Genomic DNA, 17,533 nt, shown 5'->3' with positions numbered 1-17,533 from the left:
GTTAATCCTTAGCGGAAGTTTGCCATCAAATAGAAGGCATAAAGTGGGGCCACAAATAAAAGGCTATCCACACGGTCGTAAACACCACCGTGGCCAGGAATCAATGATGAACTGTCTTTAATTTCAAACTGTCTTTTTAATTTTGATTGAGCAAGGTCTCCAACTTGAGAACAACAGGCCACAACAAAGAAGAATCCAACAGTAAAAGGGGTCACAGGAGCAATGAGATAGTGCCAGAAAATGCTGGTCGCGATCACTGAACAGATCACACCACCGACCGCACCTTCAATTGTTTTCTTAGGGCTAACAGCTTCCCAAAGCTTATGCTTCCCGAATTTTTTTCCTGAGAAATAAGCGGCAGTATCAACCATGAAGTTAAGCAGGAAAAGTCCAATTAACAGCAGACGCCAATTTTCAAAGTGAATGATGTAGCTAAGAGAAAGGAGTGGGATCAATGTAAAAAGACCAGTTCCCCACGAAGTCACTCTAAAAATTGTTAATAACAATTCAGACTTTTTATAAACCAGGAACAAGTACGCAAGCAGAAGTATATTAAGAACAATTCCGGCCGAAATCCAAAAACTGAAAGACGACTGGCTAATCTGATAGAAATTAAAGAAGTAGTAACAAAGGATATAAATCGCCTGCGCCAGACAATAACGAATTGAGAAACGACGCTGGCCATAGAAATTAGTAATGATTTCATCAATCATCAAAGGTCCAATCAGACCAAACAGAATTAAAGTCGCTTGAGGTCCCGAATAGATACAAAGGCCTACTAGGATAATGAGAGCAGCGCCGGAAATAATTCGAACGGTTGTATTAGACATTTATAGATTCGCCCCTTTAATGAAAACAGACTTATTGGTTTCGGCCTTTTCCATTGAATGTTCAAGGGCAGACTGTCCGCAGACATTTCCAAAGCGTCTTTCTCTACAAGAAACGTGCTCAATAATTTTTTTGAATTCACTCGGTGTGAAGTCTGGCCATCGGGTCGGCGTGAAATACATTTCAGCGTAGGCCATCTGCCATAATAGGAAATTTGAAATCCTCTGCTCCCCACCGGTTCTGATCATAAGATCAACGTCACCAGTTTCAGGGCGATACATGAGATCATTCAAATCATTCTCAGTCATTGGGCGACCAGGATAATTTAAGTGGAAGGCGTTCACAGCACGTAGGATCTCTGCTCTTCCGCCGTAGTTAAACGCGAAAGTAAGTTTAAGACCAGTTGCTTCGGCCGTCAGAGCTTCCATCTCTTTAATAAGAGAGATTGTCTCATGAGGAAGATTTTGAATTTCGCCAATAACTTTGAACTTAATATTATTGGCGAGAATTCTGTTTTTTTCTTTAATCAGGAACTTTTTGAGAAGTCTGAACAGTGTCGACACTTCTTCAAGTGGACGGCTCCAGTTCTCAGTTGAGAAAGCGTACATCGTAAGCGCTTTAAGTCCGATATCATCGGCCGCTCTCACAATATCAGAAACTACGGCCGAGCCTCTCACATGGCCCCAAATGCGTGGACGAAGGCGCTTATTGGCCCAACGTCCATTCCCATCCATGATTATGGCAACATGCTTGATACTCGACATAATAAACCTTAAACGGTTAGTAGCTCTTTCTCTTTAGCATTAACCACATTATCAACTTCCTTAATGAAGTTATCTGTGATTTTTTGAATCTCTTCCTGAATCTTTTTAGACTCATCTTCAGAGATCTTTTTGTCTTTCTCAGCGGCCTTTACTTTATCGTTTTGATCACGACGAATATTACGGATTTGAACCTTTGCGTCCTCACCCATTTTCTTCACGTCTTTCACGAAAGCTTTACGCTTATCTTCAGTAAGAGCAGGGAATTGAATACGAATGAAGTTACCATCGTTACCCGGAGTAAGACCGATGTTAGCAGCAAGAATGGCCTTCTCGATGGCAGGGATAAGAGTTTTATCAAATGGCTGGATCTGAAGAAGACGAGCTTCTGGTGTTGAGATCTGACCCATGTTTTTAATTGGAGTTTGAGAACCATAATAATCGGCAGTGATACCATCTAGAACCGCAGCAGTTGCACGGCCAGTTCTCACTTTGCCCATTTGGTTGTGAAGCGATTTAATCGCTTTGTTCATTTGATCATCAAGTATAGGCTTTAGCTCTTTCATCATAACCTAATCTCCTTAAGCTTTTTTAGTAACTACAGTTCCAATGTTCTCACCTTGAACAACTCTTGCGATATTGCCTTCTTCAAACATATTGAAGACGACGATGTCCATGTCGTTGTCCATACAAAGTGTAATGGCCGTTGAATCCATCACTTTTAGGTCTTTGTTCAACACTTCGATATAAGAAAGTTTATCAAACTTCTTAGCATCTTTGTGCTTCATAGGATCTTTATCGTAAATTCCGTCAACCTTCGTTGCTTTCATAATAAGATCAGCATTGATCTCATTGGCACGAAGAGCGGCAGTTGTATCAGTTGTAAAATAAGGGTTACCAGTCCCGGCAGCAAAGATCACCACACGTTTCTTTTCAAGGTGGCGAACAGCACGACGACGGATATATGGTTCAGCAACTTCTTGCATAGCAATTGCAGAAAGCACTCGAGTGTAAACATCTCTTCTCTCTAGGGCGTCTTGAAGGGCCAGAGAGTTGATCACAGTGGCCATCATGCCCATGTAATCTGAAGTTGCGCGATCCATACCAGAAGTCGCACCAGCAACTCCACGGTGAATGTTACCGCCACCAACTACGATAGCAATTTCACAACCCGTCTTATGAAGGGCCGCGATTTCAGAGCTAATTTTATTTAAAATTTCACCAGAGATTCCATTTCCCTGATCACCAGCAAGGGCTTCACCAGAAAGTTTAATCAGTACGCGGTTGTATTTCATGAGTCCCTTTAAAAGGAAAAGGGGACTTGTGAAAGTCCCCTTCTCTTTAATACTTGTTTGGGATTAGTTTTTCCCAGTAAGCTTAGCAATTTCTTCAGCGAAGTTCTCAGACTTCTTCTCGATACCTTCACCAAGATTAAGCTTGATGAACTTAGTAACTTTAATTGAAGCGCCAGTTGTTTTACCAGTAGCTTCGATAAGTTTACCAATTGTTGTATCTGGATCTTTAACGAAAGACTGCTCGTAAAGACAAACTTCAGAAGCAAGCTTCGCAAGTTTACCTTTTACGATATTTGGAATCATAGCTTCTGGCTTACCTTGCTCTTTTAATTGAGCAGCATAAATCTCAGCTTCTTTCGCTTTATAAGTCTCATCGATCTCAGAAGCGTTAAGGAATTGAGGGTTAGCAGCAGCGATTTGCATACAAAGATCTTTTACAAGAGTTTGGAAAGCTTCGTTACCGTTAACATCTTTGTCAGATTCAACACGACAAAGAACACCGATTTTACCAGAGTGAACGTATGAACCAATCATACCGTTACCTTCTAGCTTCATCACTTCTACACGACGAACATCAATTTTCTCACCGATTTTGATCGTAAGTTCAGAGATGTTATCTTTGATTGTAAGACCGTTCGCGGCCTTAGCATCTAGAAGTTGTTCAACTGTAGAAAGGTTAGCATCAACAGCAACGTTAGCAGCAGTAGTTGCGAAAGCTTGGAAAGCGTCGTTTTTAGCAACGAAATCTGTTTCACAGTTTACTTCTACTAGAGCAGCGATTTTACCTTTAACAACAGCAGCGATCATACCTTCAGCAGCAACACGAGATTGCTTTTTAGCAGCGGCAGCTAGGCCCTTTGCACGAAGATAATCAACGGCTTTTTGAAAATCGCCAGTCTCATCAAGAGCTTTTTTACAATCCATCATACCTGCGCCAGTTGTCTCGCGAAGGTTTTTTACGTCAGCAGCTGTATATGCCATGGTTATTGTTCCTTAAAAAAAGTTTTTAAAAATTACTCTTCTTCACCTTGAAGATCGATGTCCTTCTCATACTTAGCAAGGATTTCAGATTCAAGATCCATATCACGGTTAGCATCTGAACCATCATCTTTACGAGCTTTAGAGCCGCCTTCAACGATTGCGTTCGAGAAGTAGTCTAGGAAAAGAGTGATTGATTTAAGAGCATCGTCGTTACCTGGAACAACGTATTCGATACCTGTAGGGTCACAGTTAGTATCTGTAACAGCTACTACTGGAATACCAAGAACGTTGGCTTCTTTAACAGCAATGTGCTCATTGTTTGGATCGATGATGAAGATAGCGCCTGGTAGCTTTCTCATGTTCTTGATACCACCAAGGTTCTTCTCTAGTTTTTCAACTTCTTTCTCAATGTTAGATTGCTCTTTCTTAGTAAGAAGTTTGAAATCACCGTTCTCTTTCATTTTTTCTACTTTACGTAGTTTATCAATAGATAGAGCGATTGTTTTGTAGTTAGTAAGCATTCCGCCCAACCAACGAGAAGTAACGTGGTATGCGCCACACTCTTCTGCTTTCTTCTTCACGATGTCTGAAGCTTGTCTCTTCGTACCAACGAAAAGAACTGACTTACCAGACTGAGAAGTCTTCTTAAGAAACTCATATGCTTTTTCGGCCATTGGAAGAGTTTGTTGAAGGTCGATGATGTAGATGCCGTTACGTTCGCCGTAAACATACTTCTTCATCTTTGGATTCCACTTGTGTGTTTGGTGACCGAAGTGGGCGCCGGCCTCAAGCAATTGCTTGACTTGTAACTTAGACATGAAAACTCCTTGGTGGTTTGATCGAATCACTTTGTGCCATCACATGATGGACCAACCAATTAAAGTGATTAGATTTGCCCTTATGGGCATTGTAAATAATGGTCAGATGTAAATAGCACGCTGACTCGTTTAGGGCAAGAATTTTAAGAATGAAATCAAGGCTTTGAACGCCTCAAAAGAGGCGCTCAAAATCGAGATATTTAAGGGGCAGAATCAGCAGGTGGAGGCACTAGAACTTTCCGTGGTTTAGACCCTTGAGCAGGCCCTACCACACCATGACGCTCCATTTCTTCGATTAAGTTAGCTGCTCGGTTATAGCCAACACCTAGTCTTCTTTGAAGGAATGAGGCACTTGCCACTCGATGCATAGCAACACAGCGAACAGCTTCATCGTATTTTTCGTCTTTAAGACCACCACCCTCGCCGTCCATGGTGATGCCTTCAACATCAGTATCAACAGTTCCGTTACTGTCCAGGAACTCCATTGCACCTGTATCGTACTGGATTGGAAGAGTTGCAAGCTTATCAACTAGTGCTTCAATTTCTTCTTCGTTAACAAAAGCTGAGTGCATACGGAGAATATCAATACCCTGTTTAAAGAGCATGTCCCCTTTACCCAGAAGTTTCTCAGCTCCCACGCCATCCAAAATTACGCGAGAATCGATGTTCGTGAACACGCGGAAAGATACACGGGTCGGGAAGTTCGCTTTAATTACACCGGTAATAATGTCGGTAGACGGACGCTGAGTTGCAAGCACGATATGGATACCTGAAGCACGTGCTTTGGCCGCCAATCTTGAAATTGAAGTTTCAATCGCCTTACCAGATTTAGAAAGCATCAGATCCGCAAACTCATCCACTACGATAACGATGTAGGGAAGTTCGAAACCAACAACTTCAGCATCAGGATAGTACTTAGTGATTCGACAAGTAAGATCCGTTCCTGCCCCTACAACTTTCTTGTTAAAACCTTCGATATTTTTAACCGCGAAGTCTTTAAGAAGTGAATAACGTCTCTCCATCTCATCAATTGCCCACAAGAGCGCTGCTGAAGCGACTGAAGGATCAGTCACAACTGGCATAATCAAGTGTGGTAAACGCTGATAAAGTGCCAATTCAAGCTGTTTTGGATCCAGCATGATGAGACGTAGTTTCTTCGGTGAAAACTTAATAATAAGGGAAACCAGAAGCGTGTTAACGAATACTGATTTACCTGCACCAGTTGTACCCGCAACAAGTAAGTGCGGAGTAGAGGCCAGATCAATTACCGCAGCATCCCCATAGGCATCTTTACCCATTGCGATTGGAAGTTTGTAACTTGAGTTATTAAAGTTCGGAGCACGAAGAACTTCATCCAGATAAATGACATCACGTGGATTACGAGGAACTTCAATACCAATTGTTGATTTACCTTTCATTGGATAAACCATACGAATCGGAGCACCCATAAGAGCAAGTGAAAGATCATCTACACGGTTTGTAACACCGGCAACTTTTACACCTGCACCAAGTTCAAGTTCAAATGTATCTACTACTGGCCCTTTTAGAACGTTAATAACTGAGGCCGTAATATTAAACTCTTTAAGCTTCTCTTCAATCGCACGGGCAATAGTTTGGAAATAAGTATCAGATGGATCACTGATCTTGTTTGCTTGATTCTTAGAAACAATACAGTTAATAAGTTCATCTGCTTCGAAGAATGTATCTTCTGTTTTAACTTTCTTCTTAGTGAAAGGGCTTTCAACTTCTTCGAGTTCTTCGTCAGAATCTTCTGACGCCTCTACCTCTTCAGATTCTTCTTCTACTTCCTCATCAACTGAGTCATTAAATTCTTCTTCAGTTTCATCAACGATTTCTTCTTCGTCGACTTCTTCTACTTCCTCTTCCTCAAGTTCTTCATCTTCAACTTCTTCCGCTACAGGTGGCTCTTCTACTGGAAGACTTCTCTGAGCAGGAGCTTCTTTAATTTTCGGAGATTCAGTAATTTTTAATTTCTTAGGAGTAGCAGTGACCGGAGCAAGTTCCTCTTCTTTCTTAAAGCGCGCAAGTAGTTCCATTGCACGTTCTCTAAGCGCCATTGGCCATTTCTTCAGATCAATTGATTTAACCGCAGAATAATCTGCTTCTTTAATCATTGTTCCGATAGTCACCATTTGCTTCCAGATGAAGCGACAAGTTTTGAAAAAGTTTTTCTCTGAAACGAGATAGAAAAATGCAGCACCAAAGAGAAGTACTGATGAGATGACACTCAAAAGACTTAAATTCTCTTTAATTAAAAACATTAGGCCTTCACCTAAAGTTTCTGGCATTAAAAGATAACAAAGACCAAGAGTTAACGGCAGAAGGGCCGCAATAACGATTTGATTTTTTACGTCCTTCTTTTTAGTCAGAACGAACGTATGAAGAATTGCGAAAGTGATAAATGAAAGAGTTACCCAAATTCCACACCAATAACCAAAGTTAGCTAAGAGAGTGAAAAAGTAATAAGTAAAAAAATTGATAGAATGATTTTGATAGGTGATCTCATAATAATTATCAGGAAGATTATCTCGATAATAGAAGTAAATCAGATTAAGAGTTGTGAGAATAAATAGAGAGTATAATTGAACTTTTAAGATTTTTTTTTCCATACTTAAATTGTAGGAAGCACCGAGATAAAGTGCAAGTTATTGAATACGTAGGACCACGTAGGGGCAAATATTTTCTAAGAAATAAATAAAGACAAAATAGCGCTCATTATTGGGATAAAAAAAATATTTGAAAGGATTTCGATTTGTGGGAATAAAAAAAGCCCTCTGAAAAGAGGGCTTTTTATAAAAATGGAGGGTGCATCTTGCTATTCTGACACCAAGTTCCCCTGGCACTACCTTCGCCGCAAGTGAGCTTGACTTCCAGGTTCGAGATGTTACTGGGTATTTCCTCACCGCTATCGACACACCCAAACTGTATTTCAAATTTAGGCTGACTGCACTTTTACAATCACAAAACAAGATAAGCAAGACAAATTTTGAACCATGTAGATCACGCTAATAAAACTTCTCTTGAGCGTACAAGAGACAAAGAAAATAAAGCAAAACGGGTTATTAGTATTGGTCAGCTCAACGCCTTACAGCGCTTACACACCCAACCTATCAAGCTCGTAGTCTACAAGCACCCTTAATAGATATCTAATCTTGAGGGGGGCTTCCCACTTAGATGCTTTCAGTGGTTATCCCGTCCAAACTTAGCTACCCGGCGATGCAGTTGGCACCACAACCGGTACACCAGAGGTTTGTCCATCCCGGTCCTCTCGTACTAAGGACAGCTCCTCTCAAATATCTTACGCCCACGGAGGATAGAGACCAAACTGTCTCACGACGTTTTGAACCCAGCTCGCGTACCGCTTTAATTGACGAACAGTCAAACCCTTGGGACCTGCTCCAGCCCCAGGATGCGATGAGCCGACATCGAGGTGCCAAACTTCCTCGTCGATGTGAACTCTTGGAGGAAATCAGCCTGTTATCCCCGGAGTACCTTTTATCCGTTGAGCGATGGCCCTTCCACTCGGAACCACCGGATCACTAACACCTGCTTTCGCACCTGCTCGACGTGTTTGTCTCGCAGTCAAGCTCCCTTATGCGTTTACACTCTACGCCTGGTTTCCATTCAGGCTGAGGGAACCTTCGTGCGCCTCCGTTACTCTTTAGGAGGCGACCGCCCCAGTCAAACTGCCCACCAGACATTGTCCCCTCGCCAGATTATGACGACAGGTTAGGATTCCAATTAACCAAGGGTGGTATTTCAAGGTTGCCTCCCCGTACGCCGGAACGCACGGATCAAAAGCTCCCACCTATCCTACGCATGGTTAATCGAAACCCAATGCCAAGTTACAGTAAAGGTTCACGGGGTCTTTTCGTCCTTCCGCGGGTAGCGCGTTTCTTCACGCGCTCACCAATTTCGCTGGATCTATAGTTGAGACAGTGGGGAAGTCGTTACGCCATTCGTGCAGGTCGGAACTTACCCGACTAGGAATTTCGCTACCTTAGGACCGTTATAGTTACGGCCGCCGTTTACTGGGGCTTCAATTTAAAGCTTCGCCTTGCGGCTAACCTCACCTTTTAACCTTCCAGCACCGGGCAGGCGTCAGCCCATATACTTCCACTTACGTGTTTGCATAGACCTGTGTTTTTGGTAAACAGTCGCTACCCCCATTTCACTGCGACCCTCATACGCTACGCCAGCAAGTGACTTCACGTTCAAGGGCAAACTTTATCCCGAAGTTACAGTTCTAATTTGCAGAGTTCCTTAACTACAGTTCATCCACGCACCTTAGGCTTCTCGCCTCAGCTACCTGTGTCGGTTTACGGTACGGATTAATCTCTATCTCCCTACGAAGCTTTTCTTGGAAGCTTAGGGTCACACACTTCGGCTTGCGCCTCGGCATCAGTTCTCAGTGTTAATGGGCCAACGGATTTGCCTATCGACCCCACCTACGACCTTACACCAGAACAACCAATCTCTGGATGTGCTACCTTTCTTCGTCACTCCTTCAGTCAAACGATAAAGACTAAGTTCAGGAATATTAACCTGATGTCCATCGACTACGCCTTTCGGCCTCGCCTTAGGATCCGACTTACCCTGGGAGGATTCACCTGGCCCAGGAACCCTTAGCTTTACGGTGGGAGGGATTCTCGCCCTCCTTATCGCTACTCATTTCAGCATCAGCTCTTGTGGGACCTCCAGCGCTCCTTACGGTACGCCTTCATCAGCACACACAATGCTCTCCTACCACTCATATAGAGTTCATAGCTTCGGTACGACGCTTAAGCCCCGTTACATTTTCCGCGCAGAACCACTAGTCCAGTGAGCTATTACGCTTTCTTTAAAGGATGGCTGCTTCTAAGCCAACCTCCTGGATGTCACAGTAGTTCCACAACGTTCTCCACTTAGCGTCAATTTAGGGACCTTAGCTGATGATCTGGGCTCTTTCCCTTTTGTCCACGGACCTTAGCATCCATAGACTCACTGCCTGTCTGTACTTAACGGTATTCAGAGTTTGATAAGGTTTGGTAGCACGGTAATGCCCCTAGCCTATTCAGTGCTGTACCCCCGTTAGTAATCGACAAACGCTGCACCTAAATGCATTTCGGAGAGAACCAGCTATCACGGAATTTGATTGGCCTTTCACCCCTATCCACAAGTCATCACAGACGTTTTCAACCGTCACGTGTTCGGTCCTCCACGAAGTTTTACCCTCGCTTCAACCTGCTCATGGATAGCTCATCCCGTTTCGGGTCTACAGCATGCGACTAACGCCCTATTCAGACTCGGTTTCCCTACGGCTACACCTGCAACGGCTTAACCTCGCCACATACCATAACTCGCTGAATCATAATGCAAAAGGTACGCCATCAGGCTTTACAATAGCCCTCTGACTGTCTGTAAGCATGCGGTTTCAAGTTCTATTTCACTCCCCTCATCGGGGTTCTTTTCACCTTTCCCTCGCGGTACTAGTCCACTATCGGTCAGTAAGGAGTATTTAGCCTTGGAGGGTGGTCCCCCCAGCTTCAAACAGGGTTTCACGTGCCCCGTTCTACTCAGGATACTCGCCCAGTTCGTTCGATTTCGGATACGAGACTTTCACTCTCTATGGTGGGCCTTCCCAAACCCTTCTCCTATCAAACTCCCCTTGATGCAAGTCCTACAACCCCAAAGTGCACGCACTTTGGTTTGGGCTCCTCTGCGTTCGCTCGCCGCTACTAGCAGAATCTCAATTGATTTATTTTCCGGTAGGTACTTAGATGTTTCAGTTCCCTACGTTGGCCACTCATCTACTACTTTACTCATAGAAGGTTCTTCATCACTTTCGTGAAGAGGGGTTGCCCCATTCAGAAATCTCCGGGTCGAAGCTTGATTATCAGCTCACCGAAGCTTATCGCAGATTAACCGCGTCTTTCATCGCCTCTTACTGCCAAGGTATCCACCGCATGCCCTTAGTAGCTTTATCTTAGTTTTTTAGCATGGATTCTTTTAAAAAAATTACTACATGGTTCTCGTCTGCTTGCTTATCCTGTTATGTGATTGTCAAAGAACGAAAGAAACTGAAGTTCAAAAATGGTGGGACTGGCAAGACTCGAACTTGCGACCCCGTCCTTATCAGGGACGTACTCTAACCACCTGAGCTACAATCCCATTTTTAAACTAGGATCATAGAGACTGGTAAGTACCCTATGAATTTTCAATTTCTCTTATTTTTATGATGAGATGATGATGAATGGAACCGCGTTCGATTGATTGACCCTATAAGGTTTTCCTTTAAAAAGGAGGTGATCCAGCCGCAGGTTCCCCTACGGCTACCTTGTTACGACTTCACCCCAGTCATCGCTCCCACTGTAGACGCTCTCCTCCTTGCGGTTAGAGTCACGTCTTAAAATGAAAACAACTCCCATGGTGTGACGGGCGGTGTGTACAAGGCCCGGGAACGTATTCACCGGAGCGTGCTGATCTCCGATTACTAGCGATTCCAACTTCATGGAGTCGAGTTGCAGACTCCAATCCGAACTGAGGCGCGCTTTTTGAGATTTGCTCCCCCTTGCGAGTTCGCTTCCCTCTGTACGCGCCATTGTATTACGTGTGTAGCCCTAGACATAAGGGCCATGAGGACTTGACGTCATCCCCACCTTCCTCCTGGTTAACCCAGGCAGTCTCGTCAGAGTGCCCAACTTAATGCTGGCAACAGACGATAGGGGTTGCGCTCGTTGCGAGACTTAACCCAACATTTCACAACACGAGCTGACGACAGCCATGCAGCACCTCTCACTACATTCCCTTGCGGGCACCCCGTCCATTACAACGGGTTCGTAGGAGTTCAAGCCTAGGTAAGGTTCTGCGCGTTGCTTCGAATTAAACCACATAATCCACCGCTTGTGCGGGCCCCCGTCAATTTGTTTGAGTTTTAGTCTTGCGACCGTACTCCCCAGGCGGAATACTTAATGCGTTAGCTGCGTCACTGAAGGAGTCAATACCTCCAATAACTAGTATTCATCGTTTACGGCGTGGACTACCAGGGTATCTAATCCTGTTTGCTCCCCACGCTTTCGCGCCTCAGCGTCAATAGTCGTCCAGGCAGGCGCCTTCGCCTCCGGTGTTCCTTCACATCTCTACGGATTTTACCCCTACACGTGAAATTCCCCTGCCCCCTCCGACATTCTAGACTAGCAGTTTCAGACGCAGTTTCGAAGTTGAGCTTCGAGATTTCACATCTGACTTGCTGATCCGCCTGCGCGCGCTTTACGCCCAATGATTCCGAACAACGCTTGCACCCTTCGTATTACCGCGGCTGCTGGCACGAAGTTAGCCGGTGCTTATTCTTTAGGTACCATCACTTTACAGGTATTAGCTCTGTAATCATTTTTCCCTAAAAAAAGAGTTTTACAATCCGAAGACCTTCCTCACTCACGCGGCGTTGCTGCGTCAGGGTTTCCCCCATTGCGCAATATTCCCTACTGCTGCCTCCCGTAGGAGTCTGGACCGTGTCTCAGTTCCAGTGTGTCCGATCATCCTCTCAGACCGGATACCTATCGTTGCCTTGGTAGGCCATTACCCCACCAACTAGCTAATAGGCCGCAGGCCCTTCTTTCAGCATGAGCCCTTGCGGCGCCCACTTTCTTATTACTAACGTATGCGGCATTAGCTCAGGTTTCCCTAAGTTATTCCCCACTGAAAGGCAGATTACCTACGTGTTACTCACCCGTGCGCCACTTTACTAAGGGTTGCCCCTTTTCACGTTCGACTTGCATGTATTAGGCACGCCGCCAGCGTTCGTTCTGAGCCACAATCAAACTCTCCAAGTATATATTTAAATAAAACTTAAAGTTTATTTGGTGACTCTAGATTCTTGTTTTGTTCAAGAATTAGTTCAATTTTGTTTTACAACACAAGAGACTCTCATCTCTTGGCCGTCTTCCTGTACCGAAGTACTAAAACTTACGGAAGACTAGGCAATTGAACGGGTTCCATTCTCATCTCATCTTGAAACCCGAAGGTTTCAAAAAATTTATTCGTTTATTAAGTTGTCAAAGAGCTTAGCGTTTTATCAGTTCATTTTTTCTTCTGCAAGCTTTTTTTTCAAAAATCTTTAGAAAAATTTTAGAAACTTGGTGGAGATGACAAGGATCGAACTTGCGACATCCAGCTTGCAAAGCTGGCGCTCTCCCAACTGAGCTACACCCCCAGTTTCAATAAAATCGCGAGACGCCAATTTAGTGGATTCGGTCGGAATTCGTCAACAGAAAATTGAGTTTAATTTAAATATTTTTTCTCAGAGCAAAACAATGCAAAGCATCATTTTGCTCCATTTTTAGGCTATTTTGAGAGTGAAAAACCCTATTTTACCTTCACCCAATGGCGACCATTAACTTCAATCTTTTGTCCTTCAGGTCCCCAGAATTTATCCATCTCTTTTCGTTTGTAGATGGCCACGATTCTTTCCGGATACTCCATTTTCTCTTGTTTGGTCATAGCAGTTAAGTTTCCATGCTCGTCATTTGTGAGAGGAGTCCCGCATTCATATTCTTGATCTACGTAAGCGAGTACCCAGCCAGCAACAGCAATTGGTACATCCTTTTCATGAGCAAATTTACCTAGGCCATAACCAAAAGTATCAGAAGCAATGCCAATCACACTCATTTGACATCGTTGATTACAAATTTTTGCTCCGTCTTTAGTGTCAAAATAACATTTTCCAAATTCAAGGCGATCGCACAGTAACTGGAAGTCAGCAATGTCATTCCAAACGGCGTTCCATACAGAGGGAGCTCCGAACGGAACTGTTGCGTACAATGCCCCTCCTTCATAATTCTCCCCACCATTTACACTTGAAGCTCTATAGATTGCTACGCCTGGAGAACCTGTATGCCCCACATTCTGAGGACCTCCAAAATCAATTCGATACAATCGGTTGGATAAACGTCCCATAAGTTACCTCTTCATTTTTGCGCAAAACTTTTCATCTCGTGATTGTCGGCAAAATAAAATTTTCATTTCCTCTATATCACCCTCAATAGTTGAAAGTGATTTTTTTAATTTTTGATTTTCTTCATCGAGTTCCTGAATTCCTCTTAAGAGGATTGGAGTCAACTGAATGTAGTCAACAGTCAAAGTTCCATTTGGACCGTTATTATGAACAAGCTCTGGAAAAATTTGCTTTAACTCTTGAGCAATCACTCCATAAGCCACAGCTTCATTGCTTTTCCATTTATAACGAACCGGATTTAATTTTCTAATTTTTGAATTCATACTAGTCAGCTCTTGGATGTCTTTTTTTAGCTTGCGATCAGAAGTAAAATCGATAAAAGCACCCTCTTGTACAATAATTGCAGTTCCTGGAGTCATTGTTATAAATGAAGCAGGCCCTATTATAGGAGACTCATTTCTCATATTGATAGGACCCCATACATCTCCGCCCTCGGCCCTTATGAGGTATCTATTATCTAGGCCCGTTGTTCCTGCAGAAGAACATTTAAGAATTACATCACCTGCGTTTGTTTCCACGTTGATTGGTATTCTTCTATCAAGGACATCAGCACCTACAGTTTTATTCTGTCCGGTTTGCAATCTTATAATGAGATTTGTTGTACCAATCTTGGTATTAGAAGTTGGATTAAGAGGACCTAAACTGGCCTCACCCAAACGAAGGGATATAATTCTGACGTTTCCGTTTCCGTAAGCCGGGGCCAATTTCCAATTACTGTTTGCTACGTATTTAGTTACAGGAGTAGTAACGTAGGCGGGCTTTTGTTTAATATCGTTAAGGACAGTATTAGTTGCATTTGCAGAAGGTCCAACGGTTGCCATACACGAATCTTCGATTGCAAGAATACTGCGGATATCAGCAACAACAGCATTATATTCACTTCGAACTTCGACCGTCTTCATGGACTTGGTTTGATTCTCCATGAGTTTGGCACCAGCAAGTGCCAAGCCACCCAAAAGAGCTGCTGCAACCATAATCTCGAGTAGTGAGAAGCCGCTCTGTTTTTTAAACATCATTTGCGTACCCTTGATTTATCTACAGTATAAACTATTATAAATGAGAAACCGGAAAGTATTAAAATTTTATGAACAATTCTGCCGATAGGTCTTTATATGGATAGGAGAAAAATTGTCATAGCTTTTATCGCCGTTGCGGCCGTGAGTTTTATGCCGAATATCCAAGCATTCCGATCTGCCAATTCAGCACGCATTACACTGACGCGGAATAAGCGCAAAAAAACACACACGATGGAGGCCGGTGAGGTCTATGATGTGGAAGAGGACACGGCCATCAATCTTCCCTTCACTCCGAAAGATGGGGATTTCGTTTATCTTACCATCAGATCTGACAGTTTGGAGATTCCAGCACTTATTGAATATTTTGAGACGAAAATTGTAGGTCAGAGAGAACCACTTATCCTTGATACCTTAGCAAATATTAAGCTTACATTCCATTCAGCCACTAATAATTGGCGCCTAGGCTAGGACCTGGTCTTCGTAAACTCCCAATAATCATCGCACTCACAAATTTTGTAGGTACATTTCAAAATCGTTTCCGAGAAATCGGCCACGAGAATATGTTTTGTTTTATTGGTGCAAGCGGAGGCCACCTGACCGTCTTCTTTAATGATAAAGGCCCGAAGTTTACAGCTCCAACCTTCAAATTGGTTAAGACCGTGGTTAATCATCTCGAATTTTGGAATTTTAGTAGGACCAGCTTTAGTCACTATATTTACGGTTTCGGTCACAGGACGGTTTCTGACCTTTTCTTGTTGTGAAATCATAAAGTCTGAAATCGTTTTTGGATACTTTCGATAAAGACCTTTTTCATGCAGTTTTACAAAATTTAAAGAGATGCCAAAATCAAGATTATCTAGTTCTTTGGCGGCCATCTCCATTTTGGGAAGATATTGTTCTTCATTGTGAACGATGAACACAAAATCGAGTAAAAAGTCTGATTGTAGGTCGCGGATCTTCTGGAACATATTTTTTTGTTCGTATTCAGGATGAAAACTCACTACAATTTTTAGCTTTGATTTAAACGGTAAAAGATCCTGCCAAAACTTCAGAGGTTTTTCAAAGTTAGTGACAATACAGATCTGCTTCACATGGGCCATTTCATAAAGAGAATGAATCACCTCATGAAAGCTAGGATGTAAAGTGGGCTCACCTCCAAGTAAAGTAACTTTCGTAGAATCCGTTATTTTAGAGAGCCTTTTCAGAACGATTTTGGCCAATGGCTTATAATCGGTCTCACTCTTGTATGGTTTGTAATAGCAATAAGAGCAATTAAACTGACAGTGAGAAACTAACTCCCAATTGATATTGATTGGAGATCCGGATCCCACCGAGACAATTTCTTCTTGCTTCATTGGAGGCTCTCAATGGCAATTCGTTCATCACCAAAAAATATCTTAAATTCTTTTTTCTTCAGGAGTGTTTCATACAGCACATATTGCTTATTGTAGGGGTAACAAAAACTTTCGACCTTCATACCCTGTTTAGCAAATTCGCTTAGCATCGCCTCTGTATCAGAATTTAAGTTTTGATAAAGCTTCTCGATGGATTTTTCATCATGTCGGTGATGGTTATGAGAATGTCCTCCGATAAAACAGTTAGGAGTTTGATAAATCTCTTTGATTTGACTCCACTTCATATAATGAGAGGTGCTTTGATTTTCAAAGAAGCTTTTATGGGCATCTTCACACGTAGGGAAATCATTACTTTGAGCCACATGTTCGGGACAAACAATGTTTGTACTAATGAAAAAGTACTTTTCAGTCTTAAGCTTTTTAAAATGATCAAAGTAGAAATACTGGCTGTACAGACCATCATCGAAAGTCAAAATATAATCTTCTAAAGGAAGATCAAGCATCCATTCGCGGACTTCATGGATCATCAACACTGGTTTCATGTAAGCATCTCGTGGATGGTATCTTTAATTGTGAACTTGGCCTGATAGTATCTTTGGATTTTTTCTGTATTAGGTTTTCTTTTCAATATGTCTTGTGACTGAAGGCTGTGCTCTTCACCATAAGGTCTGTACTGAATCTGAGACCGCTTGTCTGAGATTGAAATGACCATTTGAGCAAGTTCAGTCATCGTATAGGTCTCAAGGGAATTTCCGATGTTGTAAGTTTCGCCGTTATGAACATCGTTTTCCGCCAAGAGCACAAGCATTTCCACTGCGTCCCGGATATCACAAAAACTTCTATACTGAAGTCCATTCCCATAGACAGTAAGATCTTGATTATTTTTGACCCTCTCTATGAAATTTGGAAGAACCATGTTTTTCTGGCCCTTACCCGTCACATTGAAGAAACGGGCAATGACATGGGGAAATGTGTAGGTCTTTAAAAGAAACTCACCCATGAGTTTTCCGCAAGCGTATCCCCAGCGCAAGACATCTGGAGAACCAATTTTTAAAACGTCTGTTTCTCTTGCCTCTTCAGTTTCACCATAAACTTCAGAGGAACTGGCGAAAATAACTTTCTTCTGGTGCTTTTCAAATAGTGGGAATAAATGGTGATTGATAAGGCCATTTTTCCTAATGGCAGATTGTGGATCTTGATCGATAACCTTTACTCCCACTGCACTCGCCATGTGAAAAATCAGATCAGATTTCTGTATGGCAGAATTAATAACTGCGAGTTCGGAGTGTGAAGGCCGAGAAAGATCGATTTTAAAAAATTCGACGCCAGGGTAGGAAGAAATACAGGCGGTGGAAAGATCATCAATGACGGAAACAGAATGGCCAAAAGACAAATAACGCTTCATTAGGTTTGACCCTATGAATCCAAAGCCTCCGGTTATGAGAATATTCATGCAATCCGTCCCT

13 protein-coding genes, 2 tRNA genes and 3 rRNA genes are annotated in these 17,533 nt (G+C 42.8%); 1 reads left to right on the top strand and 17 read right to left on the bottom strand.

Annotated elements, in window-relative coordinates:
- Positions 1-8 precede the first annotated feature (8 nt).
- The 14 genes from ACJVC5_RS06655 to ACJVC5_RS06590 form a co-directional block, all read right to left on the bottom strand.
- A complete protein-coding gene (locus tag ACJVC5_RS06655) occupies positions 9-830 on the bottom strand; it encodes a phosphatidate cytidylyltransferase (RefSeq protein WP_408098585.1) in 822 nt (273 codons plus the stop codon).
- Entirely contained in the window at positions 831-1,592 is a 762-nt protein-coding gene (gene uppS / locus ACJVC5_RS06650; protein WP_408098584.1) for a polyprenyl diphosphate synthase, read from the bottom strand. It lies immediately after the preceding gene.
- An 8-nt stretch (positions 1,593-1,600) separates the two neighbouring features.
- Positions 1,601-2,158, bottom strand: a complete 558-nt coding sequence (frr, locus tag ACJVC5_RS06645) for a ribosome recycling factor (RefSeq protein ID WP_408098583.1) — start codon at positions 2,156-2,158, stop codon at positions 1,601-1,603.
- A 12-nt stretch (positions 2,159-2,170) separates the two neighbouring features.
- A complete protein-coding gene (pyrH, locus tag ACJVC5_RS06640; protein ID WP_408098582.1) occupies positions 2,171-2,884 on the bottom strand; it encodes a UMP kinase in 714 nt (237 codons plus the stop codon).
- A gap of 63 nt (positions 2,885-2,947) precedes the next feature.
- Entirely contained in the window at positions 2,948-3,865 is a 918-nt protein-coding gene (gene tsf / locus ACJVC5_RS06635) for a translation elongation factor Ts (protein ID WP_408098581.1), read from the bottom strand.
- A 32-nt stretch (positions 3,866-3,897) separates the two neighbouring features.
- Positions 3,898-4,683, bottom strand: a complete 786-nt coding sequence (rpsB, locus tag ACJVC5_RS06630; protein ID WP_408098580.1) for a 30S ribosomal protein S2 — start codon at positions 4,681-4,683, stop codon at positions 3,898-3,900.
- Positions 4,684-4,883: 200 nt separating this feature from the next.
- Positions 4,884-7,313 carry a DNA translocase FtsK gene (locus ACJVC5_RS06625; RefSeq protein ID WP_408098579.1) on the bottom strand — a complete coding sequence of 810 codons (2,430 nt, stop codon included), beginning with the start codon at positions 7,311-7,313 and terminating at the stop codon, positions 4,884-4,886.
- 193 nt (positions 7,314-7,506) lie between these two features.
- Positions 7,507-7,623: ribosomal RNA gene (rrf, locus tag ACJVC5_RS06620) — 5S ribosomal RNA — on the bottom strand.
- 122 nt (positions 7,624-7,745) lie between these two features.
- Positions 7,746-10,669 (bottom strand): 23S ribosomal RNA (locus tag ACJVC5_RS06615).
- 108 nt (positions 10,670-10,777) lie between these two features.
- Positions 10,778-10,854: transfer RNA gene (locus ACJVC5_RS06610), tRNA-Ile, on the bottom strand.
- A 127-nt stretch (positions 10,855-10,981) separates the two neighbouring features.
- Positions 10,982-12,515 (bottom strand): 16S ribosomal RNA (locus ACJVC5_RS06605).
- Together the 16S, 23S and 5S rRNA genes with 2 tRNA genes alongside form the textbook arrangement of a ribosomal RNA operon.
- A gap of 304 nt (positions 12,516-12,819) precedes the next feature.
- Positions 12,820-12,895, bottom strand: a tRNA-Ala gene (locus tag ACJVC5_RS06600).
- 152 nt (positions 12,896-13,047) lie between these two features.
- The gene (locus ACJVC5_RS06595; RefSeq protein WP_408098578.1) at positions 13,048-13,638 is read right to left on the bottom strand and encodes a hypothetical protein; all 591 of its coding nucleotides are present in this window, start codon (positions 13,636-13,638) and stop codon (positions 13,048-13,050) included.
- Positions 13,639-13,641: 3 nt separating this feature from the next.
- Complete coding sequence (locus ACJVC5_RS06590) at positions 13,642-14,712, bottom strand: tail fiber domain-containing protein (RefSeq protein ID WP_408098577.1); 1,071 nt, start codon at positions 14,710-14,712, stop codon at positions 13,642-13,644.
- A gap of 96 nt (positions 14,713-14,808) precedes the next feature.
- Here ACJVC5_RS06590 and ACJVC5_RS06585 point away from each other — a divergent pair, with 96 nt between their 5' ends.
- Complete coding sequence (locus ACJVC5_RS06585; protein ID WP_408098576.1) at positions 14,809-15,180, top strand: hypothetical protein; 372 nt, start codon at positions 14,809-14,811, stop codon at positions 15,178-15,180.
- Here ACJVC5_RS06585 and ACJVC5_RS06580 read toward each other — a convergent pair.
- Genes ACJVC5_RS06580 through ACJVC5_RS06570 form a run of 3 tightly spaced genes read right to left on the bottom strand, consistent with a single transcriptional unit; the run spans position 15,177 to position 17,520 of the window.
- Entirely contained in the window at positions 15,177-16,067 is an 891-nt protein-coding gene (locus ACJVC5_RS06580; RefSeq protein ID WP_408098575.1) for a radical SAM protein, read from the bottom strand. The genes ACJVC5_RS06585 and ACJVC5_RS06580 overlap by 4 nt on opposite strands.
- On the bottom strand, positions 16,064-16,609 hold the full coding sequence (locus tag ACJVC5_RS06575) for a polysaccharide deacetylase family protein (protein ID WP_408098574.1): 546 nt from the start codon (positions 16,607-16,609) through the stop codon (positions 16,064-16,066). Before ACJVC5_RS06575 ends, ACJVC5_RS06580 begins: the two co-directional genes overlap by 4 nt.
- Positions 16,606-17,520 (bottom strand): NAD-dependent epimerase/dehydratase family protein, encoded by a 915-nt coding sequence (locus ACJVC5_RS06570; protein ID WP_408098573.1) that lies wholly within the window; start codon positions 17,518-17,520, stop codon positions 16,606-16,608. Before ACJVC5_RS06570 ends, ACJVC5_RS06575 begins: the two co-directional genes overlap by 4 nt.
- Between the last annotated feature and the right edge of the window lie 13 nt (positions 17,521-17,533).

Origin of the sequence: Peredibacter sp. HCB2-198 (assembly GCF_045999315.1) — a bacterium.
GTDB lineage: Bacteria > Bdellovibrionota > Bacteriovoracia > Bacteriovoracales > Bacteriovoracaceae > Peredibacter.
The sequence above is the reverse complement of the archived record's forward strand: the minus strand, read 5'-3'. Positions and strand labels throughout refer to the sequence as shown.

Bases quoted from the DNA above. Each gene is read 5' to 3' on its own strand.
- ACJVC5_RS06655 (WP_408098585.1), bottom strand. From the start codon at position 830: ATGTCTAATACAACCGTTCGAATTATTTCCGGCGCTGCTCTCATTATC.
- tsf (WP_408098581.1), bottom strand. From the start codon at position 3,865: ATGGCATATACAGCTGCTGACGTAAAAAACCTTCGCGAGACAACTGGC.
- pyrH (WP_408098582.1), bottom strand. From the start codon at position 2,884: ATGAAATACAACCGCGTACTGATTAAACTTTCTGGTGAAGCCCTTGCT.
- uppS (WP_408098584.1), bottom strand. From the start codon at position 1,592: ATGTCGAGTATCAAGCATGTTGCCATAATCATGGATGGGAATGGACGT.
- ACJVC5_RS06570 (WP_408098573.1), bottom strand. From the start codon at position 17,520: ATGAATATTCTCATAACCGGAGGCTTTGGATTCATAGGGTCAAACCTA.
- ACJVC5_RS06580 (WP_408098575.1), bottom strand. From the start codon at position 16,067: ATGAAGCAAGAAGAAATTGTCTCGGTGGGATCCGGATCTCCAATCAAT.
- ACJVC5_RS06585 (WP_408098576.1), top strand. From the start codon at position 14,809: ATGGATAGGAGAAAAATTGTCATAGCTTTTATCGCCGTTGCGGCCGTG.
- frr (WP_408098583.1), bottom strand. From the start codon at position 2,158: ATGATGAAAGAGCTAAAGCCTATACTTGATGATCAAATGAACAAAGCG.
- rpsB (WP_408098580.1), bottom strand. From the start codon at position 4,683: ATGTCTAAGTTACAAGTCAAGCAATTGCTTGAGGCCGGCGCCCACTTC.
- ACJVC5_RS06595 (WP_408098578.1), bottom strand. From the start codon at position 13,638: ATGGGACGTTTATCCAACCGATTGTATCGAATTGATTTTGGAGGTCCT.
- ACJVC5_RS06590 (WP_408098577.1), bottom strand. From the start codon at position 14,712: ATGATGTTTAAAAAACAGAGCGGCTTCTCACTACTCGAGATTATGGTT.
- ACJVC5_RS06625 (WP_408098579.1), bottom strand. From the start codon at position 7,313: ATGGAAAAAAAAATCTTAAAAGTTCAATTATACTCTCTATTTATTCTC.
- ACJVC5_RS06575 (WP_408098574.1), bottom strand. From the start codon at position 16,609: ATGAAACCAGTGTTGATGATCCATGAAGTCCGCGAATGGATGCTTGAT.